The following is a 24,111-nucleotide window of genomic DNA, read 5'->3' as shown; positions in this document are numbered from 1 at the left end:
CTAACTCAGCGCCGCCATCGCCGCGTTGTGGCCGGGGACCCCGCTGACCCCGCCACCGCGCACCGCGCCCGCACCGCAGAGCAGGACGTTGGCATGGGCGGTCTCCACGCCCCACGGCCCGGTGGTCTCGCTCTCGTACGGGAAGGAGAGGTCGCGGTGGAAGATGTGGCCGCCGGGCAGCCGCAGATCGCGTTCGAGGTCGAGGGGGGTCTTGGCCTCGATACAGGGTTCCCCGTTCCCGTCGAGGGCCAGGCAGTCGGTGATCGGCTCCTCCAGGTGGGCGTCCAGCTCAGCGAGGGTGGCCTTCAGCAGGGCGGCGCGGGCCGCCTCGTTGTCGGCGGCGAAGAGGCGGGCCGGGGTGTGGAGGCCGAAGAGGGTGAGGGTCTGGTAGCCGCGCGCGGCGAGGTCGGGGCCGAGGATCGAGGGGTCGGTCAGCGAATGGCAGTAGATCTCCGACGGCGGGGCGGCGGGCAGCCGTCCGGCCGCCGCGTCCCGGTAGGCGTCGGCCAACTGCCCGTACCCCTCGGCGATGTGGAACGTACCGGCGAAGGCCTGCCGGGGGTCCACTGACCGGTCGCGGAGTTTCGGCAGCCGGGTGAGCAGCATGTTCACCTTGAGCTGGGCGCCCTCGGCAGGCTCCGGCGGGGTCTGTCCGAGGAGGGCGGCGAGCGCCTGCGGGGAGGCGTTGACCAGCACCCGGCGGGCGGCGATGACCTGTTCGCCGTCGGGGGTGCGGACGGTGACCTCGGCGTGGGTGCCGTCGGTCTCGATCCGGGTCGCCTCGTGCCGTACGCGGATCTCGGCGCCCGCCGCACGGGCAGCACGGGCGAGGGCGTCGGTGAGGGCGCCCATGCCGCCGACGGGGACGTCCCAGTCGCCGGTTCCGCCGCCGATCACGTGGTAGAGGAAGCACCGGTTCTGGAGCAGCGAGGGGTCGTGGGCGTCGGCGAAGGTGCCGATCAGGGCGTCGGTCAGCACCACGCCGCGTACCAGGTCGTCGGTGAAGTTCCGCTCGACGGCCACCCCGATGGGCTCCTCGAACAGGGTCCGCCAGGCCTCCGCGTCGTCGATCCGGGCCCGCAGCGCATCCCGTGCGGGCAGCGGCTCGGTGAGGGTGGGGAAGACCCGTTCGGCGACGCGCTGCGTCATGGCGTAGAAGCGCTGCCACGCCTCGTACTCCCGCTCTCCCCCGGTCAGCGCGGCGAACGACTCCCGCGTCCGGTCGCCGCCGACGAGGAGTCCGGTGGGGCGTCCGTCGCGCACCGCCGGGGTGTACGAGGACACGGTCCGCTTGCGTACGGCGAAGTCGAGGCCGAGATCGCGGACGATCTTCTGCGGCAGCAGCGAGACCAGGTAGGAGTAGCGCGAGAGGCGGGCGTCGACGCCCGCGAAGGGCCGGGTCGAGACGGCCGCTCCCCCGGTGGTGTCCAGGCGTTCCAGGACAAGGACGGACTGTCCGGCACGGGCGAGGTAGGCGGCGGCGACCAGACCGTTGTGGCCGCCGCCCACGATCACGGCGTCGTAGCGGTCCCGGGCGGGCGCGGGCGGCTGGTGGGGTTCGGACGGCTGGGGTGCGGACGGCTCAGGTGCGGGCATGCACCTTCGTAACACGGGGAACCGCGTCCCGGCCAGAGGGACCGCACGGCCGCGCCCGGCCGGGGTCCCGGGCCCGTCGCCGCAGGCCGGAGCCGTGGTCAGGCAGGCCGGGGCCATGATCAGGCAGGCAGGCCCGGGGCCGTGGTCGGGCCGGTCGGGGCCGTGGTCGGGCCGGTCGGGGCCGTGGTCGGGCCGGTCGGGGCCGTGGTCAGTGCGGCGGCAGCGCGTTCTGGGCCCGGTGGGCGGCGAGGGTGCGGAACAATTCGGCGGACTCCTTCTTCCGCCCGAGCCGGTCCAGGCAGTGCGCCTCGTCGTGGCGGGCGGCCAGGGTCTCCGGGTGGTCCGGGCCGAGGCCCCGGCCGCGCGCCTCGGCGACCTCCCGGTACGCGACGAGGGCCTCGGCCCACCGGCCGAGCCAGCCCAGGGCGACGGCGACCTCGCGGCGGCTGAGCACGGTGTCCGGGTGGTCGGGGCCGAGGGTGGTCTCCCGGATCGCGCACACCTCGCGCGCCTCGGTGACCGCCTCCTCCCAGTGGCCCATCCGGCCCAGGTTGACGCCCAGACCGTGGCGGGCGCGCAGGGTCTCGGCGTCGGACGGGCCGCCCACCCGCGTACGGTCGGCGACCAGGGCCCGGAAGAGCTCCAGGGCCTCCGCGCTGCGGCCGAGCCGGCCGAGGCTGATGCCCGCCTCGTAGCGGGCGGCGAGGGTGCCGGGGTGGTCGGGGCCGAGAGTGGCGGCGCGGGCCCGGGCGACGTCCTGGTAGCTCTCCAGGGCTTCCGCCCAGCGCCCCAGCCGACCGAGGGTGTAGGCGACCTCGTACCGGGTGGCGAGCGTGTCGGGGTGGGTCGCGCCGAGCAGCCGGGCCCGGTCGTCGGCCACCTGACGGGCCAACTGCCACGACTCCTCGGGCCGGCCGAGGCGGCTGAGGTTGAGGGCGAGGTGGTGGCGGCAGCGCAGGGTCTCCGGGTGGTCGGGGCCCATGGACCGCTCACGGGCGGCGAGGACCGCCGCGTACACCTGATGGCTCTCGAAGTGGCGGCCGAGCTGCCCGAGGACGTGAGCGGTCTCCTGCCGGGCGGCGAGGGTCTGCGGGTGGTCGGGGCCCAGGGTGCGTTCGCGGCCCGCGGCGACCTGGCCGAACTCGCGCAGCGCGTCGGCGGCCCGGCCGGTGCGGCTGAGGGTGAGGCCGATCTCGTGACGGCTGGCGAGGGTGTCCGGGTGGTCCGGGCCGAGGACGCTCTCGCGCTGGGCGGCGACCGCGCGGTGCACGTCGCCCGCCTCCTCCCAGCGGCCCAGGCGGCCCAGGTCGATGCCCGAGCTGTGGCGGCCGGCGAGCGCGGCGAGCAGTTCGGGCGTGGGGGCGGGGCGGGCGGGCGGCACACCGGTGGAGCTGTCGGTGCCGGGGGGCGTGGCGGCGGTGGAGCTGTCGGTGCCGGGTGGCGTGACGGTGGTGGCACGCGCGGTGGTCCACCGGCCGGTGAGTCCCGCAGCGGGGTCGGGGAGGCCGGGCCCCCTCTTCAGGGAGCCGGCGGCCGGGTGCCCGGGCTTCATGTTCCGCGTCCAGGCGGGCAGTTCGGGGGCCGGGCGACGGACGGCGGGTTCCGGGGTCCGGTACGTGCCGGAGAGGGCCGGCGGCGACGGGGCGGGCCCCAGCGTCTCGTGCTCGCCGCTGCGGCCGAGCGTGATGCGGCGGCGCAGGTCGCCCGCGTCGGCGGGCCGCTCGTCGGGGGCCTTGGCCAGCAGGTCGAGGACGACGCGGTCGAAGAAGCCGGGGAGTTCGGCGCGGTGGGTGCGCAACGGCTCGGGCTGGGTGTCGCGGTGCCCGACGAGTACGGCCCAGGCGTCGTCCAGGTCGAACGGCGGTACGCCGGTGGCGATCTCGTACAGCACACAGCCCAGCGAGTAGAGGTCGCTGCGGTGGTCGACCTCCTTCCCGCCGATCTGCTCGGGCGACATGTAGTGCGGGGTGCCCATGGCGATGCCGGTGGTGGTGAGGCGGGAGGTGACGTTGATGTCGTGGCCGAGGCGCGCTATGCCGAAGTCGCAGATCTTCACCGTGCCGTCGGTCAGCCGCATGATGTTGGCGGGCTTCAGGTCACGGTGGACGATGCCCTGCCGGTGGGTGTAGCCGAGCGCGTCGGCGACCTGCTCGGCGATGTCGACGACATGGTCGACGGGGAGCGGGCGCTGCTGGTTCTCCTCCAGGAGCTGGCTCAGGTTGTGCCCCTCCAGCAGCTCCATGACGAGGTAGAGGACACCTTCGTGCTCGCCGAAGTCGTGGACGACGGTGACACCTCGGTGCTGGAGGGAGGCGGCGACCCGGGCCTCGCGGCGGAAGCGTTCGCGCAGGATGCGGGTGGAGGCCTGGTCGTGCTGGGGGACCATGGGCTTGAGGCACTTGACGGCGACCAGACGGCCCAGCGACTCGTCGCGCGCCCGCCACACCTCGCCCATGCCGCCGCGCCCGATCAGATCGAGCAGCCGGTACCGGCTCTGGATCAGCCTGGTGTCCGCCATCTGCCGTTTCCCGCCCCCGTCGTTCCCCGCCGCTACCGCTGCGCCCTCCCCGGCCCGTCCAGTATGGCGGCCTCCCGGCGGAGTCGGCACGCGGCTCGGCGGGAGAAGGCGGGGACGTACGGGCGGCGTATGGGCAGCGCACGGGCGGCGCACGGGTGGCGCATGGGTGGCGCATGGGTGCGCAACAAGATCAGGAACAATGGTGCGACGCGGGGTTCTTCCGCGGCAGGGGGCTGTCGCGGCACGGTGGAGCGATCGACGAACGGGGGAACTCATGCCCAGATGGGGGCTGCTGGTGGAGCAGAACCTCGGCCTCGGCGGCCAGCGCCGGGTCTGGTCGGCCGGCGTCATGGACCATGTGGACGGTACACGTGAGGAGGCGCTGGAAGCGCTGCGGCAGCGGGCCGAGGTGTACAAGCCGCTGCATCCGGCCAGCCCGAAGCGCCGGCGGCTCTACCGGGAGCGCGACGGGTTCGTGCTGGTCCTGGACGGGGCGTGGCAGAGCTTCCACTGCCGGTTCACGGTGCTGGAGGAGCTCTACGACAGCGCCGCGCCGGAGCCCGAGCCGCAGGCCGTCCCCGAGCCGGAACCGGAACCGGTGCAGCCGCCTCCGCCCGTGCGGCGCCGCGCCGTTCAGCCTCCGCCCGAACCCGAACCCGAGCGGGCGTGGGACGCGGATGTTCCCGAGGTCCCGTCGTGGCTCAACCGGGACCGGCCGCCGTCCTGAGCGGGTTTTGCGACGCCGGTCAGGACACGGTGGCGGGCAGGGAGACCCCCGTCAGCCGTTCGGCGGTGGCCCAGAGCCGGGCGTTCGCGGCGGGGTCGAGGGCACGGCGGGTGATGCGGGCCGGAGCGGTCGGGCCGACGAGCCCGAAACGGCCGCCCGGCCCGTAGTAGCCGCCGGGGACGGCCCCCGGGTCGGCCGTCGCGTACAGCAGCGGTTCCGCGCCCTGCTCGGGGAGCTGGTAGGGCAGCACGGTGAACGAGTTGAGCAGGGAGCGCTTGGGCTTGTCGCGCCCCAGACTCGCGCCCGCCGTCTGGAGGTTGGTGCGGGTGTAGCCGGGGTGGGCGCCGGTGCTGAGCAGGTTCCAGCCGCGCTCGGCGGCGATGTCCGCCAGCTGCCGGGTCAGCATGAGGTCGGCCAGCTTGGACTGGGCGTAGCTGAGGTTCGGGCTGTAACGGCGGCGCTCCCACTGGAGGTCGTCGAAGTGGATCCGGCCGTAGTTAGCGGTGCCGCTGCTCATGGTGGCGACCCGGGGCGCGGGGGCGGCCAGGAGCAGCGGGAGCAGGCGGACGGTGAGGGCGAACGGCCCGAGGTAGTTGCTGCCGAACTGGAGCTCGAAGCCGTCGGCGGTGGTCATCCGGGTGGGCGGGGCCATCACTCCGGCGTTGTTGAGCAGCAGGTCGAGCGGGGTGCCGTCGGCGATGAGCCCGTCCGCGAACGCCTCGACGGAGGCCAGGTCGGCGAGGTCGACGCGGCGGACCTCGACGCGGGCGCCGGGGTGGTCGGCCAGGATCTCGGTGCGCGCCTGCTCGCCCTTGGCGGGGGTGCGGACGGCCAGGACGACATGGGCGCCGGCCCCGGCGAGGCGGCGGGCGGCCTCCTTTCCGGTGCCGCTGTTGGCGCCGGTGACGACAGCGAGCTTTCCGGCCAGATCGGGCACGGTGTACATGGCGGGCTCCTTCGACGGCAGACCGGACCTCAAGACAAAGGACCGTCGGTCTTTTACCTCTCCGAAGTTAGCAGACCGCCGGTCCGATAACAACAGACCGAGGGTCTGTAGTCTGGTGGCATGACAGAGACGCCCTTCCGGCGCGCCCGCAGCGAGGAGCAGCGCGCCGTACGCCGGCAGGCGATCCTCGACACCGCGGCGACGATGCTCACCGAGCTGCCCGTGGCGCAGGTGAGCCTGAACGAACTGAGCCGCCGCGTGGGGCTGGCGAAGTCGAACGTGCTGCGTTACTTCGAATCGCGCGAGGCCGTCCTGCTGGAGCTGCTGGGCAGTGCGCAGCGCGATTGGCTGGCGGGCCTGGAGGAGGAGTTCGCGGCGGAGGTGGACGACGGGGCTCCGGTCGCCGAGCGCGCGGACCGGGTGGCCGTCGTTCTGGCCGGCTCGCTCGCCGCCCGGCCGGTGCTCTGCGACCTCATCAGCGCCCAGGCCGCGGTGCTGGAGCGGAACGTGTCGGCGGAGGTGGCGGCCGAGTACAAGCGCGCGGCCATCGCGAACGTGATGGAGCTGGGGCGCCTCATCGAGTGGCGCGTACCCGAGCTGGACGCCCACCACGCGGGCCGGGTGGCTGCCGGAACCCTGCTGGTGACGGGGGCGATCTGGACCCATGCGCAGCCGTCGGCGGCGATGCTGGCCGCCTATGAGGCCGACCCCGAACTGGCCGCGCTGCGCCTGGACTTCACCGCAACGCTGCGCGAGATGCTGCAGGTGCTGCTGGCGGGGGTGCTGGCGCGGGGGTGACCCGGCCCCCCGGACGGTGATGTGCCGCTACGAGGCCGGGGCCGGGGGAACACCCCCCGGCCCCGTACCAAGTCGCGCAACGTACGGGACGCTCCCCGTCAGCCCCCCACGTACGCCGCGAGGTGCTCGCCCGTGAGGGTGGAGCGGTCGGCGACCAGATCGGCCGGAGTGCCCTCGAAGACGATCCGGCCGCCGTCGTGCCCGGCGCCGGGGCCCAGGTCGATGATCCAGTCGGCGTGTGCCATGACCGCCTGGTGGTGCTCGATGACGATCACCGACTTGCCCGACTCCACCAGCCGGTCCAGCAGCCCGAGCAGCTGCTCCACATCGGCCAGGTGCAGACCGGTGGTCGGCTCGTCGAGGACGTACACACCGCCCTTCTCGCCCATGTGGGTGGCGAGCTTCAGCCGCTGGCGCTCGCCGCCGGAGAGCGTGGTGAGCGGCTGGCCGAGGCTGAGGTAGCCGAGCCCGACGTCCGAGAGCCGGGCGAGGATCTTGTGCGCGGCGGGGGTGCGGGCGTCCCCCTCGGCGAAGAACGTCTCCGCCTCGTCCACCGACATCGCGAGCACCTCACTGATGTCGCGGCCGCCGAGGTGGTGGTCGAGCACCGAGGCCTCGAACCGCTTGCCCTCGCACTCCTCGCAGACGGTGGCGATGCCCGCCATCATCGCCAGGTCGGTGTAGATGACCCCGGCGCCCTTGCAGGTGGGGCAGGCGCCCTCGGAGTTGGCGCTGAACAGGGCGGGTTTCACCCCGTTGGCCTTGGCGAAGGCCTTGCGGATCGGGTCGAGCAGTCCGGTGTACGTGGCCGGGTTGCTGCGCCGCGAACCGCGGATCGCGGTCTGGTCGATCGAGACCACGTCCTCCCCGGCCGGGATCGACCCATGGATGAGGGAGCTCTTGCCGGAGCCCGCGACCCCGGTGACCACGCAGAGCACCCCGAGCGGGATGTCGACATCGACGTCCCTCAGGTTGTGCGCGGAGGCGCCGCGGATCTCCAGCGTGCCGGAGGGTGTGCGGACCTGCTCCTTGAGGACGGCCCGGTCGTCGAGGTGGCGGCCGGTGAGGGTCCCGCCGGCCCGCAGCCCTTCCACGGTGCCTTCGAAGCAGACGGTGCCGCCCGCGCTGCCGGCCCCGGGGCCGAGGTCGACGACATGGTCGGCGATGGCGATCGCCTCCGGCTTGTGCTCCACGACGAGCACGGTGTTGCCCTTGTCCCGCAGCCGCAGCAGCAGGTCGTTCATCCGCTGGATGTCGTGCGGGTGCAACCCGATGGTCGGCTCGTCGAAGACGTACGTCACATCCGTCAGGCTGGACCCGAGGTGGCGGATCATCTTGACGCGCTGCGCCTCACCGCCCGACAGGGTGCCCGAGGGCCGGTCGAGCGAGAGGTAGCCGAGGCCGATCTCCACGAACGATTCGAGGGTCCCCAGCAGTGCGGTGAGCAGCGGCGCCACCGACGGCTCGTCCAGCTTGCGCACCCAGTCGGCCAGGTCGCTGATCTGCATCGCGCAGGCGTCGGCGATGGAGATCTTCTTGATCTTCGAGGACCGGGCGCTCTCGCTGAGCCGGGAGCCCTCGCACTCCGGACAGGTGGTGAAGGTGACCGCGCGTTCCACGAAGGCGCGGATGTGCGGCTGCATCGCCTCCTTGTCCTTGGAGAGGAAGGACTTCTGGATCTTGGGGATCAGCCCTTCGAAGGTGAGGTTGACGCCCTCGACCTTCACCTTGGTCGGCTCCCGGTAGAGGAAGTCCTGCATCTCCTTCTTGGTGTACCTGCGGATCGGCTTGTCCGGGTCGAGGAAGCCCGACTCGGCGTAGGTCCGCACGGTCCACCAGCTGTCCGACTTCCAGCCGGGGATGGTGAAGGCGCCCTCGGCGATCGACTTGGTGTCGTCGTACAGCTGGGTGAGGTCGATGTCGGTGACCGTGCCCCGGCCCTCGCAGCGGACGCACAGGCCGCCGGTACGGGTGTAGGTCTGCTTCTCCGTCTTCGTCGCGGCGCCCCGCTCGACGGTGATCGCGCCGCGGGCCGTGACCGAGGCGACGTTGAAGGAGAACGCGTTGGGCGAGCCGATGTGGGGCTTGCCGAGCCGGCTGAAGAGGATGCGCAGCATCGCGTTGGCGTCGGTGGCGGTGCCGACGGTGGAGCGGGGGTCGGCGCCCAGCCGCTGCTGGTCGACGATGATCGCCGTGGTCAGCCCTTCGAGTACGTCGACCTCGGGGCGCGCCTGCGTCGGCATGAAGCCCTGGACGAAGGCGCTGTAGGTCTCGTTGATCAGCCGCTGCGACTCCGCGGCGATCGTGTTGAACACCAGAGAACTCTTGCCGGAGCCGGAGACCCCGGTGAACACCGTCAGCCGGCGCTTGGGGATCTCGATGTCGACATCCTTGAGGTTGTTCTCGCGCGCCCCGTGCACACGGATCACTTCGTGGCTGTCGGCGACCGGCTGCGCGGGCGACCGCGATCCGGTTCTCTCGGCCTTGCTCATCGTCTCTCCATCTGTCGCGCGGGGCCGCCGCTCCGCACACGCCTGCTGCGGCCCCGGCCCGGTCTCACCATATTCGAACAGTGCGTTCTATTCTTGCCGCTCCGGCTCCGCACGGCAGCGGAACCGGTAGATCGGCCGGCTTCAGCCCTTGCGCGGCTGGTTGAAGCGCAGCATGTTGCCGGCCGGGTCGCGGAAGGCGCAGTCGCGGACACCGTACGGCTGGTCGATCGGCTCCTGGAGCACCTCGCCGCCCGCGGCACGGATGCGTTCGAAGGTGGCGTCGACGTCGTCGGTGGAGAAGATGACGCCGCGCAGCAGGCCCTTGGCCAGCAGCTCGGCCATGGCCTGCCGGTCGGCGGCGGGGGCGTTCGGGTCGGCGAGCGGCGGTTCGAGGACGATCTCCACGTCCGGCTGTGCCGGGGAGCCGACCGTCACCCAGCGCATCCCCTCGAACCCGACGTCGTTGCGTACCTCAAGACCGAGAACGTCCCGGTAGAAGGTGAGCGCCTTGTCGTGGTCGTCGACGGCGATGAAGGTCTGTGCGAGCTTGATGTTCATGTGCTTCACGCTACGGACGGGGCAGGGCTTTCGCTTCTCCATTCCTGACCGGTCGCGTGTGGATCTTGGCGACACACGCCGGAATGGCGGCACCCTCCTCGTGGGGGCGCGCCCGGTAGGCGCTGGGGCTCTCGCCGACCAGCTCGGTGAAGCGGGAGCTGAACGACCCCAGCGACGTACACCCGACGGCGAAGCAGACCTCCGTCACCGACAGGTCCCCACGGCGCAGCAGCGCCTTGGCGCGCTCGATCCGGCGGGTCATGAGATAGCTGTACGGGGTCTCGCCGTACGCGGCACGGAAGCTGCGGGAGAAATGCCCCGGCGACATGAGCGCGCCGCGCGCCAGCGCCGGCACGTCCAGCGGCTCCGCGTAGTCACGGTCCATCCGGTCACGGGCCCGGCGCAGCCGGACGAGGTCCTCCAGCGTCACGGGGTCATTGTCCCACGGGGGCCCGTTCCGATGAGAGCCCGAGGCGCGTGGAAGCGCCGCAGCGCGTCGGAGAGCGCCGCGCCGCTCTCGTCGGGGTCGAGGAGATCACGTACGGCCCGCCAGGCGGTCTCGTAGTCCGAGCACGCCTGCTGGGCGGCGGCCTGCTGGACGGCGGCCGGAGATGCGCCGTTCCGCCGGACCGCGGCCAGCCACTGGGTGCTGAGACGGATCGGGGAGCGGCGGTTGGCCGAGCCGTTCGCTCCCGCCGCCACGGCGAGGCTCAACGCCGCAAGGCGCTTCTCGAACGTCTCCTCGAAACTGCTGATCCTTTCCTGCACGCCGTCGACCGTGTCCCAGGCCGCTTCGTCCAGCAGGTCGTCCATCTCGGGCAGGCTCGACGGAAGCCCGCATCTGACCAGCAGCCTCGTGTCGGCGACCTCCCTGACACGTTGCAGGAGTCTCTGGCGGTCACGCCAGTTGCGCCCCTGGTTGGAGGCGATACGGTCGACACATCGCCAGAGCTCGGTCTCCCCGGCGAACCACTCGACCAGGACGTACGGCTCGGCGGGAAGCTGCCCGCGCCGCAGGCGCCACGTGTGTTCCATGACCGCGGCGCATCCGCTCAGGAGTTGTCTGCCGTAGGCCTTCATCTCCGGCCGCAGAGGGCGTTCGGGCCGGTGCCGGTCCGGTGCGGAATGGGGATACGTCTCCCGCTCGAAACGGATGAAGCGGCTCTCCTGGCGCAGCTTCTCCAGATCCGGGTCCTCGATGAGCAGCCAGGACCTCGTGACCGGGTGGAAGCCACTCACGTCGGCCTGTGCCGCGCCTTCCAGTTCGTCCACGGCCAGGTCGGCGAGGGCTCTGCGTTCCCGGCTCGCCGACTGCCCGTCGGTTCCGTTCATCGCCACCGCGTACGCGCACGCGGCGTTGTAGTTGTCCTGCGACAGACGCCAGCCTCCGGACAGGCACCGGCGCACTCCGCGGAAGGCGCCTCTGGCCGCCTTCGTCCTGCGCGCGAGGGTCTCCGCGGACGAGGGCCAGGGCAAGGGGTTCTCCAGAAGCTCCACGCGGTCCCGCCCCGCGTCCTCGTGGGCCCAGGCCAGTCGCAGGGGTGCCCATACATCCCGGTTGAGCCGCAGGGAGGTCCGGGTGAGCGTTCCGTGAGCCCGGACGAACGGGTGCCGGAGGCGGATCATGCGGGGGTAGTCCGCGGCGAGTTGTTGCATCTCCTCCCTGCAGGCGAGCTGGAAGATCTCACGGACGACCGGGTAGCGGCGCCGCTCCTCCCCGAGTTCCGTCTCCAGCCACTCCCGCACGAGCCCTTCCTGGTCCGGCCCGAACGGCTCGGCACGGCCCGGTGGCATGAGCCCCCGGAAGGCGCGCCAGTGCCGTGCGGCGAGCGCGGGGCCGAGAGCCTGCCGGATCTGCTGTCGGGCGTGTGCCCGCCGCGGGCAGGGCGGATCGTCGATCTTGCACCACTGCTCCGCGGTCCGCTCCGCCACCCCGAGGACGACGGCGTAGCGGAAGCGCGCCTCCAGGAGGCCGCTGCGCCACCATCCGTAGCGGTGGCGGAGGGTCCGGCGCGGATCCCAGGAGCGCATCCCCGTCCGTGCGTCGCGCTGCGCGCTGTTCCGGCCGTCCAGGCGGATGGCTCCGTAGTAGGTCTCCAGGGCGTCCAGGTGCAGCCAGAGCTGTTCCTGTATCCCGGCGATCTGGGTGCGGAGGTACAGGTTGGTCGGGTCGAGCCGCAGCGCCTCGTAGTAGCGGTCCAGCGCGTCGTCGAACTTCCGCTCCTGGCTGAGCTCCCGGGCCTGCTGGTACGCGGCGAACAGATCGGGCGGCAGGTCCCGGCCGCACCACCCCTGCCATGGGGGCCGCCGGCCGGCCCGGGTGACGGGCACCAGCGTCGCCATCACCCAGTATCCGGCCTCCTGTATCGCGTCCTCCCACGCCGGACCCCAGATCGATTCCGTACGGCTGCCCCGGATCGCGTACGAGGTGACCGTGACGGTGACACCGAAACCGGGCTCCTGTTCCCTCCGCCGGAGGACTCCGCGAACCGTGTACGCGATCTTCGGTCGCAGGCGGCTGAAGAGGCGGAGCAGGCTCGTGCCCAGCCTCTTGGGTTCGAGGTCCACGTCACCGAGCAGATCGAGAAAGTTGTCCGCCGGCGCTTCGGCGGGCAGGGCGGTCGGAGGGTAGAGGTACGTCTCCGAGAGCTGCTTGCGCAACTGTGCGGTCAGCCCCTCCAGTTGCTGCTCCATACCCGGAGCGGAGGAGACGAGCTTCTTCACGTCCACGGCCCCGGGCTTATGGGCGTAGTACATGAGCATCCAGCGCCGAAGCGCGACGAACAGGAGGATGAGAAGCAGCAGACAACCGAGCCTGGCGCTGAACAGGGCGCCGTCGCTGCCCCCCTTCACGAGGCGGGAAGCGCCCTCGACGAACTGCATGAACCACTCGGCGGGACCCTGGACGACGTCCATCCATCCCGTCGTCTCCCAGGAGCGTCCTTGGCCGCCGACAGCGTGGACCACGGCTGCCAGGGCGATGAGGACGGCGACCGTCAGCGCGGCTGAACGCATCACATGGGGCGCTCGTAGCGAGGACACATCCGCAGGGGATTGGTGCTCGGAACGAGAGAACATGGCTGCCTCTGATCGCGTTCGCCTTCGTAGCCAAGTCTTCTACATTCCGGCTGCCTGGCAAGCCGACCGGGAACGCGGTCCGACCCCGCCCCTCCGGTGGCAACGGGCCCGGGTCCGTGACAACCGGCATGGGCGGTCGCGCACGCTCACCGCCGCACCCGCGGCATCCCCAGTCCGATCCAGGAGATGATCTCGCGCTGGATCTCGTTGTTGCCGCCGCCGAAGGTGAAGATGACCGCCGATCGGTAGCCGCGTTCCAGTTCGCCGTGGAGTACCGCGCCGGCGGAGCCCTCCTTCAGGGGGCCCGACGAGCCGACGATCTCCATCAGCCAGGCGTAGGCGTCGCGGCGGGCCTCGGAGCCGTAGACCTTGACCGCTGAGGCGTCCTGGGGGGTGAGGGTGGCGTTCTGGAGGGCGGAGACCATCTGCCAGTTGAGCAGTTTCATGGCGTCCAGGCGGGCGTGGGTGCGGGCCAGGCGGGTGCGGACCCAGGGGAGGTCGATGACGCGGCGGCCGTCGGTGAGCTTGGTGTCGGCGGCCCAGCGCTGGACGTTGTGCAGGGCGCGGACCGCCATGGTGCCGTGGGCGGCGAGGGTGACGCGTTCGTGGTTGAGCTGGTTGGTGATGAGCCGCCAGCCCTTGTTCTCCTCGCCGACGCGGTGGGTGAGGGGGACGCGGACGTTCTCGTAGTAGCTGGCCGTGGTGTCGTGCGAGGCGAGCGTGTTGATCAGGGTGCAGGAGTAGCCGGGGTCGCTGGTGGGGACCAGGAGCATGGTGATGCCCTTGTGCGGCGGGGCGTCGGGGTCGGTGCGGACGGCGAGCCAGACCCAGTCGGCGGTGTCGCCGTTGGTGGTCCAGATCTTCTGGCCGTTCACGAGGTACGCGTCCCCGTCGCGGACCGCACGGGTCTTGAGGGCGGCGAGGTCGGTGCCGGCGTCCGGTTCGCTGTAGCCGATCGCGAAGTCGATCTCCCCGGCGAGGATCTTCGGCAGGAAGTACGTCTTCTGCTCGTCGGTGCCGAACTGCATGATCGTGGGCCCGACCGTGTTCAGCGCCATCAATGGCAGCGGCACGCCCGCCTGGGCCGCCTCGTCGAAGAAGATGAACTGTTCGATCGGGGTGAGCCCCCGGCCGCCGTACTCCTTCGGCCAGCCCACCCCCAGCCAGCCGTCGCTGCCGAGCCGGCGGACCGTCTCGCGGTAGAAGCGCTTCTGGGCTGCGGGTTCCGCGTAGCGGGCGTAGGCGTTGTCGGGGACCAGGGCGGCGAAGTAGGTACGGAGTTCGGTGCGCAACTGCTCTTGCTCAGGCGTGTATTCGAGGTGCACGGCCCCTCCAGAGTCTCGCGTCTGCGTCGCCCGTGTACGGCGGCGCACACAGTAGAACGTGTTGCAAGAATCTGGAAGGGCCGGGGAGCCCGGTCTCCGCCGTCAGCGCTTGACGGCGCGCAGGACCACGAACTTCGGGTCGCCCGCCACCGTGGTGCAGTTGCCGAAGATCCGGCGCAGGTGGGTGTGGTACGAGAGGTGCCGGTTGCCCACCACCCAGAGTTCGCCGCCCTGTCGCAGCGCGGTGCGCGCGCCGGTGAACATCGTGCGGGCGGTGGCGTCGGTGGTCGCCATGTGGGAGTGGAACGGCGGGTTGTTGAGCACCAGGTCCAGGCTGCCGGGGGCGAGGTCCGTGAGTCCGTCGCCCACCAGGAAGTCCGCCTTCGCACCCTCCGGCGCACCCAGGCGGAACGTCTCTTCGGCGGAGGCGACCGCCCCGTACGACTCGTCGACGAACGTGACGTGCGCGTCGGGGTTGGCGAGCGCCGCGGAGAGGCCGAGGACGCCGTTGCCGCAGCCCAGGTCGGCGATCTTGACGGATCCGCCGCGGGTGGGCAGGTGCTTCAGGAAGAAGCGGGTGCCGACGTCCAGGCGCTCGGCGCAGAAGATCCCGGCGTGGTTGACGGCGGTACGGCCGGAGACGGGGCCGATGTCGGCGGGGAGCTCGTAGCGGTACGGCCACGGGCTCGGCGTACGCGGCAGCTCAAGGTCCGGGGTGGCGAAGATGAGCCGCGCCTTGCGCACCGCGAGGGAGGTGCGGGTCGGGCCGACGATCCGCTCGAAGAGCTTGAGGGTCGAGGTGTGGATCTCCTTGACCATGCCGGTGCCGATGACCACCGTGCCCGCGTGCAGGGCCGGGGCGATCCGGTGCAGCTGGTCCTCCAGGAACGCCAGGGACTTCGGCACCCGGACCAGCAGCACGTCGATCCGGTCCGGCGGGGTGTCGCGCGAGGACAGCAGCGTCACGGCGTCCGGGTCGAGGCCGTTGCGGTCCAGGTTGGCCTGGGTGGCGCGCCGGGCCAGGTAGGAGTCGCTGATCTGGACGGGCCGGGGGGCGGCCAGCGCGGTGGCCAGGGCACCCCACCGGTCCCCCACGACGGCGACCGTGCCCGAGAGGTCGACAGGGCCCGTCTCGGGATCCGTCAGCCGGCGGAGCAGGTATTCGTCGGCGGCGTCCCAGGCCCGGAAGGGGTCGCTGGGGTGCTCGGGGAAGCGGGCGAGCTCGAAAGTGCCCTGTGAGGTCGTCAAACGGTTCATATGTCACTCAGGCTAACCGAGGAACCGGGGGCGCCCCACACGCTCCCCGGCCCCTCGGTCGTATCGCCCTGGCCGCCCGGCCCACCGGGCGGCCTCGCCCGGCTGCGGGCACAGCCGGGGGCTCCGTCAGGGCAGCTGCCTGTCGAGGGCGGAGCGCCCTTCGTCGGCCAGCTTGCGCCGCGCCCACTCCAGGGTCTCGGGGGTCAGGTCCCGCCCGGAGGCGAGCACCACGTCCTCCGCGCTCGGCGTGTCGCTCGCGCCCGTGTGCAGAAGCCGGTCGGGGGTGACACCCGACGCCTCGGGCACGGCCGCGGATACGGATTCGGGGTCTTCGCTCATGCCGCCTCCTCCTCGTCCTTGCGGCAATTCTCGCGCCGCGCGGCCCGGGCCGCATCCGAGGGGGCCGGGCCCGGTGGGCCACCCGGGAGAGTGAACCGGTCATTGGGCCGTACGGGGCGTGGGCAGAACCGGAATGTCGATTCTCATCTCTTGAGGCGGTGCCCATGCTCCACGGCGTCGACGTCAGCGCCTACCAGCCCTCCTACGACACGGACGGCCTCGATTTCGTCTTCATCAAGTCCACGGAGGGCCGCACCTACGTCAATCCCCGCCTCGATGCCCAGGTGAAGCGGGCCCGGGACGCCGAGTGCGTCGTCGGCTTCTACCACTTCCTGTGGCCGGGGGACATCAAGGACCAGGTGGCGTACTTCCTGAGCAAAACCCCGGAGAAGGAGGGCGATCTGCTCGCCGTCGACTGGGAGCAGACCGGCGGCGGGACGCGCGCGAGCAGCGCGGAGAAGGACCGCTTCATCCGTGAGGTGAAGCGGGAGCGGCCCGGCCACCGGGTGCTGCTCTACTGCAACCGGGCCTTCTGGCGCACCCACGACACCAGCGACTACGCGGGCGACGGGCTGTGGATCGCCGATTACGTCTCCGCCGGCAAGCCCAGGATCGAGGCGTCCTGGCGGATCCATCAGTACACCGACGACCCCCTGGACAAGAACGTCGCCGACTTCGACTCGGTCCGGGCCCTGCGCGACTGGGCCGCCGCCGGGTAACAGCCTTCCGGGCCCCGGAGCGTTGCTGCTCCAGGGGCCCGACCAGGCTCAATCTTGACCTGCACATGATAGGTACACAGCGTTCACACGCGGGCCACGGTGCGTGTGGAAGGCTCCCGCGTACCACACACCGCACGGCCGCTACGGCGAGCGCCCCCACCCAGGGCAGGAGTCGTGGTGCCCGCGTTCCGAGAGGACACCCCACATGTCCCGTCGTCATCAGTTCTACGCGCGTCCGCTGCTGGCCACCGCGGCCGCCGCCGCCGTCCTCGCGGGCACCGCGGCAGCCGCACCCGCAGCGCCCGCCGCCGACACCCCGCCCGACCGTCCCACCACCCTCGCCGCGGCGCTCGACGACACGTACTACCAGGACGCCCTCGGCAAGACCGGCACCGAGCTCAAGGCCGCGCTGCACACGATCATCAGCGACCAGACCAAGCTCTCCTACAGCCAGGTGTGGGACGCGCTCAAGGCCACCGACGAGGACCCCGCCAACTCCTCCAACGTGATCCTCCTCTACACCGGGCGCTCCCAGTCCAAGAACGACAACGGCGGCAACGCCGACCAGTGGAACCGCGAGCACGTCTGGGCCAAGTCGCACGGCGACTTCGGTACGGCCACGGGCCCGGGCACCGACATCCACCATCTGCGCCCCGAGGACGTCTCGGTCAACTCCGCCCGCGGCAACAAGGACTTCGACAACGGCGGCAGCCAGCTGGGCGAGGCGCCCGGCAACTACACCGACGGCGACTCCTTCGAACCGCGCGACGCGGTCAAGGGCGACGTCGCCCGCATGATCCTCTACATGGCGGTGCGCTACGAGGGCAACGACTCCTTCGCCGACCTCGAACCCAACGACCAGGTGAACAACGGCTCCGCCCCGAAGATGGGCAAGCTGTCCGTGCTGAAGCAGTGGAGCCAGGAGGACCCGCCGGACGCCTTCGAGAAGCGCCGTAACGACGTGATATTCGAGCAGTTCCAGCACAACCGGAACCCGTTCATCGACCACCCCGAGTGGGTCGGGGCGATCTGGTAGTCCCGGGCAGGCAGGAGATCAGCCCTCCCCGGCCAGGACCTTCGCGCAGCCCTCCACCGCGGCCTCGCGGGTCGCGTAGCGCGGCAGGTCCTGGCCGGTGCCCGCCCGTACGACGTCCGGCGGGCCCAGCAGATCGCGCGGGTCGACGACCGCCGCGCGGCGGCCGTCGGCGGAGAGCCGGCCGAGACCGATGTGCAGCATCCCCAGGGCCACCGAGTCGACGGCGGTGACGTCGTGCAGGTCCAGCACGACCGAACCCCTCCCGTCGACCCCCGACTCGTCCAGCGCGTACAGCACGCGTTCGGCCGCCGTGAAGTCGATGGCCCCCTGCGCGGCGACCACCCCGACCTTCTCGTGCAGGACCCTCTCGTGCTCGGCCGAGGGCGCGGACGGCAGGTCGTCGGCGGTGGTGACGAGGCTGACCGTGGAGCCGGGCAGCGCGGGGTTGAGCATCAGGTGGAGCCCGTACCGCTCCGAGAGCGCCCTGAGCGCCGCCTGGCCGCGCACCGAGTTGCCGGCGGTGTCCAGCGGCGGGCTGTAGGTGGCGAGGCCGAAGCGGGCGGGGCCGACCGCGATGAGGCCGCCGGAGACCCCGCTCTTGGCGGGCAGCCCGATCCGCAGGAGCCACTCCCCCGAGCCGTCGTACATCCCGCAGGTGGCCATGACGGCGAGCACCCGGGCGGCGACCTCGGGCGAGACGACCTGGTCGCGGGTGACCGGGTTGAGCCCGCCGTACGCGAGGGTCGCGGCCATCGTCGCGAGGTCGACGGCGGTGACACGTACGGCGCACTGGCGGAAGTACCGGTCCACCGCGAGGACCGGGTCGACGGGCATGGTGCCGGTGGCGCGGATCAGGTACGCGAGCGCCCGGTTGCGGTCGCCGGTCATGGACTCCGAGCTGAACACCTCCTCGTCAACGTCCAGTTCACGCCCGGCGAAGCGGCCGAGGCAGTGCAGGATGCGGTCGAAGGCGGGTTCGCCGGGGGTGTCGGGGATCAGGGCGGTGGTGACGATGGCCCCGGCGTTGACCATCGCGTTGGCGGGCCGACCGGTGCCGGGTTCCAGGCTGATGGCGTTGAACGCGTCGCCGCTCGGCTCGGCGCCCACCCACCGGCTCACCTCGTCCAGGCCGAGGACGGAGAGCGCGAGGGCGTAGATGAACGGTTTGGAGACGGACTGGATGGTGAAGGGGACATCGGCCTCGCCCGCGCTGTAGCGGTGCCCGTCCATGCTGACCAGGGCCAGCCCGAAGGCTTCCGGGTCGGCGAGGCCCAGCTGTGGGATGTAGTCGGCCGGGCGGCCACCGGGCAGGTCGCCGAATTCGGCGCGCATCCTGTTGAGCGAGTCGGTCACCGCGTCGGCGGCACTCATCCGCGCCGCCCCTCAGCCGCGCTCGGCCTGGGCGACCCGGGGGAAGGTCTTCACCCCGGCGGCCTTGCGGCTGTTGGCCTGGGCGTCGACGGTACGGCCCGGCGGGGCGTCCTCCACCCCGACGACCACCGTGTCGAGGACCTTGTCCTCCGCGTCGACGAACTCCACCTTCACCGCGTAGAAGGCCGGTTCGTCCGTGGGGTTGGTGACCCGGACGCGGGCGCTGCGGACCTCCTCCGCCGCGGCGACGGGCAGCCCGCTCACCGAAACGTCGGCGACCGCGTTGCCCCGGCCCTCGACGCCGTCGAGCCGCTTGACCGCCTCCTGCCGGACGCGTTCGGTCTCGGCGGAGACGGATGCGGCGAAGCTCTGCTGGGTGCGCGGGCTCTGCTGGGCGTCCGGGCTCTGCTGGGTGCCTGGGCTCTGCTCCTCGGACGGCGATTCCTCGTGCTCGGAATGGTCCGGCGTGAGCGTCCGCACGCTGCTCGAGGTGCCCTCGCTCGTGGTGTCGGAGTCGCAGGCCGCAGTGGTGGCGGCCAGGAGGGCGGCGGCCACGGCGGGGACCAGGACGCGGGCCCTGCGCGAGAAGGGATGCGCTTTCACGGACATTCCGTCCAATCGGGAGGGAAGAAGACGAAAACCACGAGAAGAATGATCACCAACTCGCCCATATTAGAATCAAACGGTATGAATTGACTCGTCGAAGCATCCGCTTCATACGGGAGCGGGTTCGAGCCCTGGGAGGGAACGATGGACACGGACGCCCTGACCGCCGGCCTGTTGCGGGAGCTGCGGGCGACCCGGCCCTATCCGGCCCTGTCCCTGACCATGCCGACCCACCGCACCGCCCCGGACAACAACCAGGACCCGGTGCGGCTGCGCAACCTGGTGGCGGAGGCGGGCCACCGGCTGGACGCCGATCCGCAGGTGAGCCGGGAGACGGCCGCCGCCATCAGGGCCGAACTGGAGCGGGCGGTCGACGAGGTGGACCCGCGCCGGGCCCTGGACTCGCTGGTCATCCTCGCCACGGCGGACGAGCACCAGATCTGGCAGCTGCCGCGCACCGCACCCGAACGGGTGGTGCTCAGCGACAGCTACCTCACCCGCAACCTGGTCGCCGCGAAGGCCCAGGCGCGTCCGTACTGGGCGCTCACCGTCGCCGCCGACCACGCCACCCTGTGGAACGGCACGGACGGCGGCATCGAGGTGCGGGAGACCGGCGGGTTCCCCCTGACCGCGCCGAAGGAGGCGCCCAACCCGCAGCGCGAGGAGCGGATCGGGGACACCCCCAGCACGTTCACCTACGAGGACACGCGGAACTTCTTCCGTACCGTCGACCAGAAGCTGCGCGCCGTGCTGGCCGCCGACCCGCGTCCGCTGTACGTGATGGGGCTGCCGCCCGCCCTCTCCCTGCTGGACGAGGTCGGCGAGGGCTCGAAGGCGGCCGTCGGACGCGTCGCCAAGGGCGCGCCGGCCGACCTGCCGCCCGCCGAGGTCCTCAAGGAGCTGCGGCCCGCGCTGGAGGAAGGGGCCCGGCAGGCCACGGCCGACGTAGAGCGGCGCCTCGACAACGCGCGCAGCGCCCACGCGTTCGCCGCCGGGCTCGACGAGGTGTGGGCCGCCGTCCGGGAGGGCCGGGTGGGGCTGATCGCGGTGGAGGAGCACTTCCAGGCCACCGTCCGGGTGACCGAGGGACATCTGGAGCCGGTCGCCGAGGGGACCACGCAGGCGGACGATCCGGAGGTCCGCGAGGACATCGTGGACGAGCTGATCGAGGCGGCGCTGGACGGCGGGGCGGACGTGGTGTTCGTCGAGGACGACTCGCTGGCCGGGCACGGGCGGATCGCGGCGGCGTTGCGGTTCTGAGTCTCGGTGCGCGGCCGAGGGTGCCCTGGTCGCCGCCGCCGAGGCGCCCTCAGCCGATCCGCCGCACCGGCTCCCCGTCGAGGAACGCCCGGATGTTCTCGACCGCCTGGCCGTAGTACGTCGCGTAGTTGGCGCGCGAGACGTACCCCAGGTGCGGGGTGGCCAGCAGCCGCGGGGCGGTGCGCATCGGGTGGCCGGCCGGGAGGGGTTCGGTGTCGAACACGTCGATCCCGGCGCCCGCGATGGTCCCGGCGTGCAGGGCCGCGAGCAGGGCGTCCTGGTCGACGATGGCGGCCCGGCTGGTGTTGACCAGGTAGGCGGTGGGGCGCATCCGGGCCAGCTCGGCGGAGCCGATGAGCCCCCGGGTGCGCTCGCTCAGTGCCAGGTGTACGGAGACGAAGTCGGCGGCCTCCAGCAGCTCTTCCCTGGACGCGGCGAGCGCGGTGCCGACCTCCTTCGTACGTTCCTCCGTGAGGTTCTGGCTCCAGGCCACCACCTCCATGCCGAAGGCCCGGCCCACCTGGGCGACCCGGCTGCCGATCTTGCCCAGCCCCAGCAGGCCGAGCGTCCGGCCGTGCAGGTCGGCGCCCAGTGTGGACTGCCAGGGCCCGTCCCCGCGAAGGCCGTTGGCCTCGGGGACGATGGAGCGGGCGAGGCCCAGCAGCAGGGCCCAGGTCAGTTCGACCGGCGGGGTGGAGGAGCTGGCGGTGCCGCAGACGGTGACGCCGTGGAGCTCGGCGGCGGCGAAGTCGATCACGGAGTTGCGCATGCCGGAGGCGATCAGCAGCCGGAGCCGGGGCAGGCGTGCGAACACCTCCGCCGGGAACGGGACACGTTCGCGCAGGGTGACGACGATGTCGAACTCGGCGAGGGCGGCGGCGACTTCCTCCGTACTGCCCAGGTGTTCGGTGAAGGTGACAACGTCCACGTCGGCGGTGACGGACGACCAGTCGGCGACGGTGGTGGCGGCGGACTGGAAGTCCTCGATCACGGCGCAGCGCAGCTTCATGGGGGTCTCCGGCGGGACGGGGTCAGGCGGACACCCTCATGATCACCCCGACTGCCCCGGCCGCCTCAGCCGCCCCAGCTCCACTCCTCCACCTCGGGCAGGTCGACGCCGTGCTCGCGGATCCAGGCGTGGTGGCGGGTGCGGGCGTCGGCCATCGTCTGGCGTACGGCGACGGCGCGGACGCCTAGCCCCGGCACCCGGTCGATGACGTCCATGACCAGCCGGTAGCGGTCCAGGTCGTTGCGGACCACCATGTCGAACGGCGTGGTGGTGGTGCCCTCCTCCTTGTAGCCGCGGACATGCAGGTTGGCGTGGCCGGTCCGGCGGTAGGCGAGGCGGTGGATCAGCCACGGGTAGCCGTGGTACGCGAAGATCACCGGCTTGTCGCGGGTGAACAGGGCGTCGTACTCGGCGTCCGTCATCCCGTGCGGGTGCTCCTCGTGCGGCTGCATGCGGGCGATGTCGACCACGTTGACCACCCGTACGGCCAGCTCCGGGAGGTGGCGGCGGAGCAGGTCGGCGGCGGCCAGCACCTCCTGGGTGGGGACGTCCCCGGCGCAGCCGAGTACCACGTCGGGCTCCCGGCTGCCGTCCTCGGTCCCGGCCCACTCCCACGCCCCGGCCCCGCGCGCGCAGTGGGCGCGGGCCTCCTCCATCGTGAGCCAGTCGAAGGTCGGCTGCTTGCCCGCCACGATGACGTTGACGTAGTCCCGGCTGCGGAGCGCATGGTCGGCCACGGAGAGCAGGGTGTTGGCGTCCGGCGGCAGATAGACGCGGACGACCTCGGGGCTCTTGTTGAGGATGTGGTCGACGAAGCCGGGGTCCTGGTGCGAGAAGCCGTTGTGGTCCTGGCGCCAGACGTGCGAGGTGAGCAGGTAGTTGAGGGAGGCGATGGGGCGCCGCCAGGGCAGCCGGCGTGAGGTGCGCAGCCACTTGATGTGCTGGTTGACCATCGAGTCGACGATGTGGGCGAACGCCTCGTAGCTGGAGAAGAGCCCGTGCCGTCCGGTGAGGAGGTACCCCTCCAGCCAGCCCTGGCAGAGGTGTTCGGAGAGCACCTCCATCACCCGGCCGTCGCGGGCGAGGTGTTCGTCGGTGGGCAGGGTCCGCGCCTGCCAGGCCTTGCCGGTCGCCCGGTAGAGGTCCTGGAGCCGGTTGGAGGCGGTCTCGTCCGGGCCGACCACCCGGAAGTCCCGGCGCTCGGCCGTCGCGGCCATGATGTCCGCCAGGAGTCCGCCGAGCACCTGGGTCGGCGAGTGGGAGGCGGAGCCCGGCTTGTCGACACGTACGGCGTGGTCCTCCAGGGCGGGCACCGGCAGGTCGCGCAGGAGCAGACCGCCGTTGGCGTACGGGGTCGAGCCGAGCCGCGCCGTCCCCTCGGGGACACAGGCGAGGACCTGTTCGGTGGGGCGGCCGTCGGCGTCGAACAGCTCGTCGGGGCGGTAGGAGCGCAGCCAGGCCTCCAGCTGCCGCAGATGCTCCGGGTTGTCCCGGACTCCGGAGAGCGGGACCTGGTGGGAGCGCCAGGTGTTCTCGACGGGCAGCCCGTCGACCTCCTTGGGCCCGGTCCAGCCCTTGGGGGTGCGCAGGACGATCATGGGCCAGCGGGGGCGCTCGGTCGCCCCGTGCTCGCGGGCCGCGCGCTGGTGGGCGGCGATCCGCTTAACGGCGGTGTCCATGGCGGCGGCCATCGCCCGGTGGACGGTGGCCGGGTCGTCGCCGGTGACGTACAGCGGGTCGTGTCCGTAGCCGCGCAGCAGCTGGTCGAGCTCGTCCTCGGGGAGCCGGGCCAGGACGGTGGGGTTGGCGATCTTGTAGCCGTTGAGGTGGAGGATGGGCAGGACGGCCCCGTCGTGGACCGGGTCGAGGAACTTGTTGCCGTGCCAGGACGCGGCCAGCGGTCCCGTCTCCGCCTCGCCGTCGCCGATCACGCACGTCACCAGCAGGTCCGGGTGGTCGAAGGCGGCCCCGTAGGCGTGGGTGAGGGCGTAGCCCAGTTCGCCGCCCTCGTGGATGGAGCCCGGCGTCTCCGGTGCGACATGGCTGGGCACCCCGCCAGGGAAGGAGAACTGCTTGAAGAGCCGGCCCATCCCCTCGGTGGTGCGGGGCACGTCGGGATAGGTCTCGGAGTAGCTGCCCTCCAGCCAGGAGTTGGCGAGGACGGCCGGACCGCCGTGGCCGGGGCCCCAGACGCAGAGCGCCTCGATGCCACGGTCCTTGACGACGCGGTTGAGGTGGGTGTGGACGAGGTTGAGCCCCGGTGAGGTGCCCCAGTGGCCGAGCAGCCGCGGCTTGATGTCCTCGGGGGCCAGCGGGCGGGTGAGGAGGGGGTTGGCCATCAGGTAGATCTGGCCGACGGCGAGGTAGTTGGCGGCGCGCCAGTGCGCGTCGAGCGCGGCGAGTTCCTCGTCGGAGAGGGCGGGCGGGGTCTGCGTGTCGCTCACGGAGCGGGTCTCCTCTTGGGGTGGAAGGAAAC

The 24,111-nt window shown here is 71.9% G+C and carries 19 protein-coding genes; 5 read left to right on the top strand and 14 right to left on the bottom strand.

Features of this window, described 5'->3' with window-relative positions; all coding sequences use genetic code 11:
• Both R2B67_RS35080 and R2B67_RS35075 read right to left on the bottom strand, forming a co-directional pair.
• Complete coding sequence (locus tag R2B67_RS35080) at positions 1–1,596, bottom strand: phytoene desaturase family protein (RefSeq protein WP_317824628.1); 1,596 nt, start codon at positions 1,594–1,596, stop codon at positions 1–3.
• Between the two features lie 208 nt (positions 1,597–1,804).
• Entirely contained in the window at positions 1,805–4,114 is a 2,310-nt protein-coding gene (locus R2B67_RS35075; RefSeq protein WP_317824627.1) for a serine/threonine-protein kinase, read from the bottom strand.
• Positions 4,115–4,388: 274 nt separating this feature from the next.
• On the opposite strand from R2B67_RS35075, the gene R2B67_RS35070 reads away from it, so the two are divergent.
• Positions 4,389–4,841 (top strand): hypothetical protein, encoded by a 453-nt coding sequence (locus R2B67_RS35070; protein ID WP_317824626.1) that lies wholly within the window; start codon positions 4,389–4,391, stop codon positions 4,839–4,841.
• Positions 4,842–4,860: 19 nt separating this feature from the next.
• Here the strand turns inward: R2B67_RS35070 and R2B67_RS35065 are convergent, their stop codons facing one another.
• Positions 4,861–5,787, bottom strand: coding sequence for an SDR family oxidoreductase (locus R2B67_RS35065; RefSeq protein WP_317824625.1), 927 nt, complete (start codon positions 5,785–5,787; stop codon positions 4,861–4,863).
• 120 nt (positions 5,788–5,907) lie between these two features.
• On the opposite strand from R2B67_RS35065, the gene R2B67_RS35060 reads away from it, so the two are divergent.
• On the top strand, positions 5,908–6,585 hold the full coding sequence (locus tag R2B67_RS35060) for a TetR/AcrR family transcriptional regulator (protein ID WP_317824624.1): 678 nt from the start codon (positions 5,908–5,910) through the stop codon (positions 6,583–6,585).
• 98 nt (positions 6,586–6,683) lie between these two features.
• Here R2B67_RS35060 and R2B67_RS35055 read toward each other — a convergent pair whose 3' ends face one another.
• The 7 genes from R2B67_RS35055 to R2B67_RS35025 all read right to left on the bottom strand — a co-directional run bounded on the left by R2B67_RS35055 (position 6,684) and on the right by R2B67_RS35025 (position 15,634).
• Positions 6,684–9,077, bottom strand: coding sequence for an ATP-binding cassette domain-containing protein (locus R2B67_RS35055; RefSeq protein WP_317824623.1), 2,394 nt, complete (start codon positions 9,075–9,077; stop codon positions 6,684–6,686).
• A gap of 141 nt (positions 9,078–9,218) precedes the next feature.
• On the bottom strand, positions 9,219–9,635 hold the full coding sequence (locus R2B67_RS35050) for a VOC family protein (protein ID WP_026242028.1): 417 nt from the start codon (positions 9,633–9,635) through the stop codon (positions 9,219–9,221).
• Between the two features lie 10 nt (positions 9,636–9,645).
• On the bottom strand, positions 9,646–10,065 hold the full coding sequence (locus tag R2B67_RS35045) for a helix-turn-helix transcriptional regulator (protein WP_317824622.1): 420 nt from the start codon (positions 10,063–10,065) through the stop codon (positions 9,646–9,648).
• Positions 10,062–12,677, bottom strand: coding sequence for a tetratricopeptide repeat protein (locus R2B67_RS35040; protein WP_317824621.1), 2,616 nt, complete (start codon positions 12,675–12,677; stop codon positions 10,062–10,064). Before R2B67_RS35040 ends, R2B67_RS35045 begins: the two co-directional genes overlap by 4 nt.
• 182 nt (positions 12,678–12,859) lie before the next feature.
• Positions 12,860–14,038: an acyl-CoA dehydrogenase family protein gene (locus R2B67_RS35035; protein ID WP_317824620.1), complete on the bottom strand. Its 1,179-nt coding sequence runs from the start codon at positions 14,036–14,038 to the stop codon at positions 12,860–12,862.
• 102 nt (positions 14,039–14,140) lie between these two features.
• On the bottom strand, positions 14,141–15,295 hold the full coding sequence (locus R2B67_RS35030) for a methyltransferase (protein ID WP_317824619.1): 1,155 nt from the start codon (positions 15,293–15,295) through the stop codon (positions 14,141–14,143).
• A 126-nt stretch (positions 15,296–15,421) separates the two neighbouring features.
• On the bottom strand, positions 15,422–15,634 hold the full coding sequence (locus tag R2B67_RS35025; protein ID WP_030566153.1) for a hypothetical protein: 213 nt from the start codon (positions 15,632–15,634) through the stop codon (positions 15,422–15,424).
• 164 nt (positions 15,635–15,798) lie between these two features.
• Here R2B67_RS35025 and R2B67_RS35020 point away from each other — a divergent pair, with 164 nt between their 5' ends.
• Both R2B67_RS35020 and R2B67_RS35015 read left to right on the top strand, forming a co-directional pair.
• Positions 15,799–16,353, top strand: coding sequence for a GH25 family lysozyme (locus tag R2B67_RS35020; RefSeq protein WP_030566155.1), 555 nt, complete (start codon positions 15,799–15,801; stop codon positions 16,351–16,353).
• A 205-nt stretch (positions 16,354–16,558) separates the two neighbouring features.
• Entirely contained in the window at positions 16,559–17,389 is an 831-nt protein-coding gene (locus R2B67_RS35015) for an endonuclease I family protein (protein WP_317824618.1), read from the top strand.
• An 18-nt stretch (positions 17,390–17,407) separates the two neighbouring features.
• Here R2B67_RS35015 and glsA read toward each other — a convergent pair whose 3' ends face one another.
• Together glsA and R2B67_RS35005 are read right to left on the bottom strand one after the other, a co-directional pair.
• Positions 17,408–18,760 carry a glutaminase A gene (gene glsA, locus R2B67_RS35010; protein WP_317824617.1) on the bottom strand — a complete coding sequence of 451 codons (1,353 nt, stop codon included), beginning with the start codon at positions 18,758–18,760 and terminating at the stop codon, positions 17,408–17,410.
• Positions 18,761–18,772: 12 nt separating this feature from the next.
• Entirely contained in the window at positions 18,773–19,369 is a 597-nt protein-coding gene (locus R2B67_RS35005; protein WP_317824616.1) for a hypothetical protein, read from the bottom strand.
• A gap of 141 nt (positions 19,370–19,510) precedes the next feature.
• Between R2B67_RS35005 and R2B67_RS35000 the strand changes: the two genes are divergently transcribed.
• Positions 19,511–20,626 (top strand): baeRF3 domain-containing protein, encoded by a 1,116-nt coding sequence (locus R2B67_RS35000; RefSeq protein WP_018515066.1) that lies wholly within the window; start codon positions 19,511–19,513, stop codon positions 20,624–20,626.
• A gap of 49 nt (positions 20,627–20,675) precedes the next feature.
• On the opposite strand, the gene R2B67_RS34995 is transcribed toward R2B67_RS35000, so the two are convergent.
• Positions 20,676–21,635 carry a D-2-hydroxyacid dehydrogenase family protein gene (locus R2B67_RS34995; protein WP_317824615.1) on the bottom strand — a complete coding sequence of 320 codons (960 nt, stop codon included), beginning with the start codon at positions 21,633–21,635 and terminating at the stop codon, positions 20,676–20,678.
• A 65-nt stretch (positions 21,636–21,700) separates the two neighbouring features.
• Complete coding sequence (locus tag R2B67_RS34990) at positions 21,701–24,079, bottom strand: phosphoketolase family protein (RefSeq protein ID WP_317824614.1); 2,379 nt, start codon at positions 24,077–24,079, stop codon at positions 21,701–21,703.
• Positions 24,080–24,111: the final 32 nt, after the last annotated feature.

This window comes from Streptomyces cyaneofuscatus, assembly GCF_033109485.1.
In the GTDB taxonomy this organism is placed as follows: Bacteria; Actinomycetota; Actinomycetes; order Streptomycetales; family Streptomycetaceae; genus Streptomyces; species Streptomyces cyaneofuscatus.
Note: the sequence above shows the minus strand (reverse complement) of the source record. Positions and strands in the feature narration are given on the sequence as shown.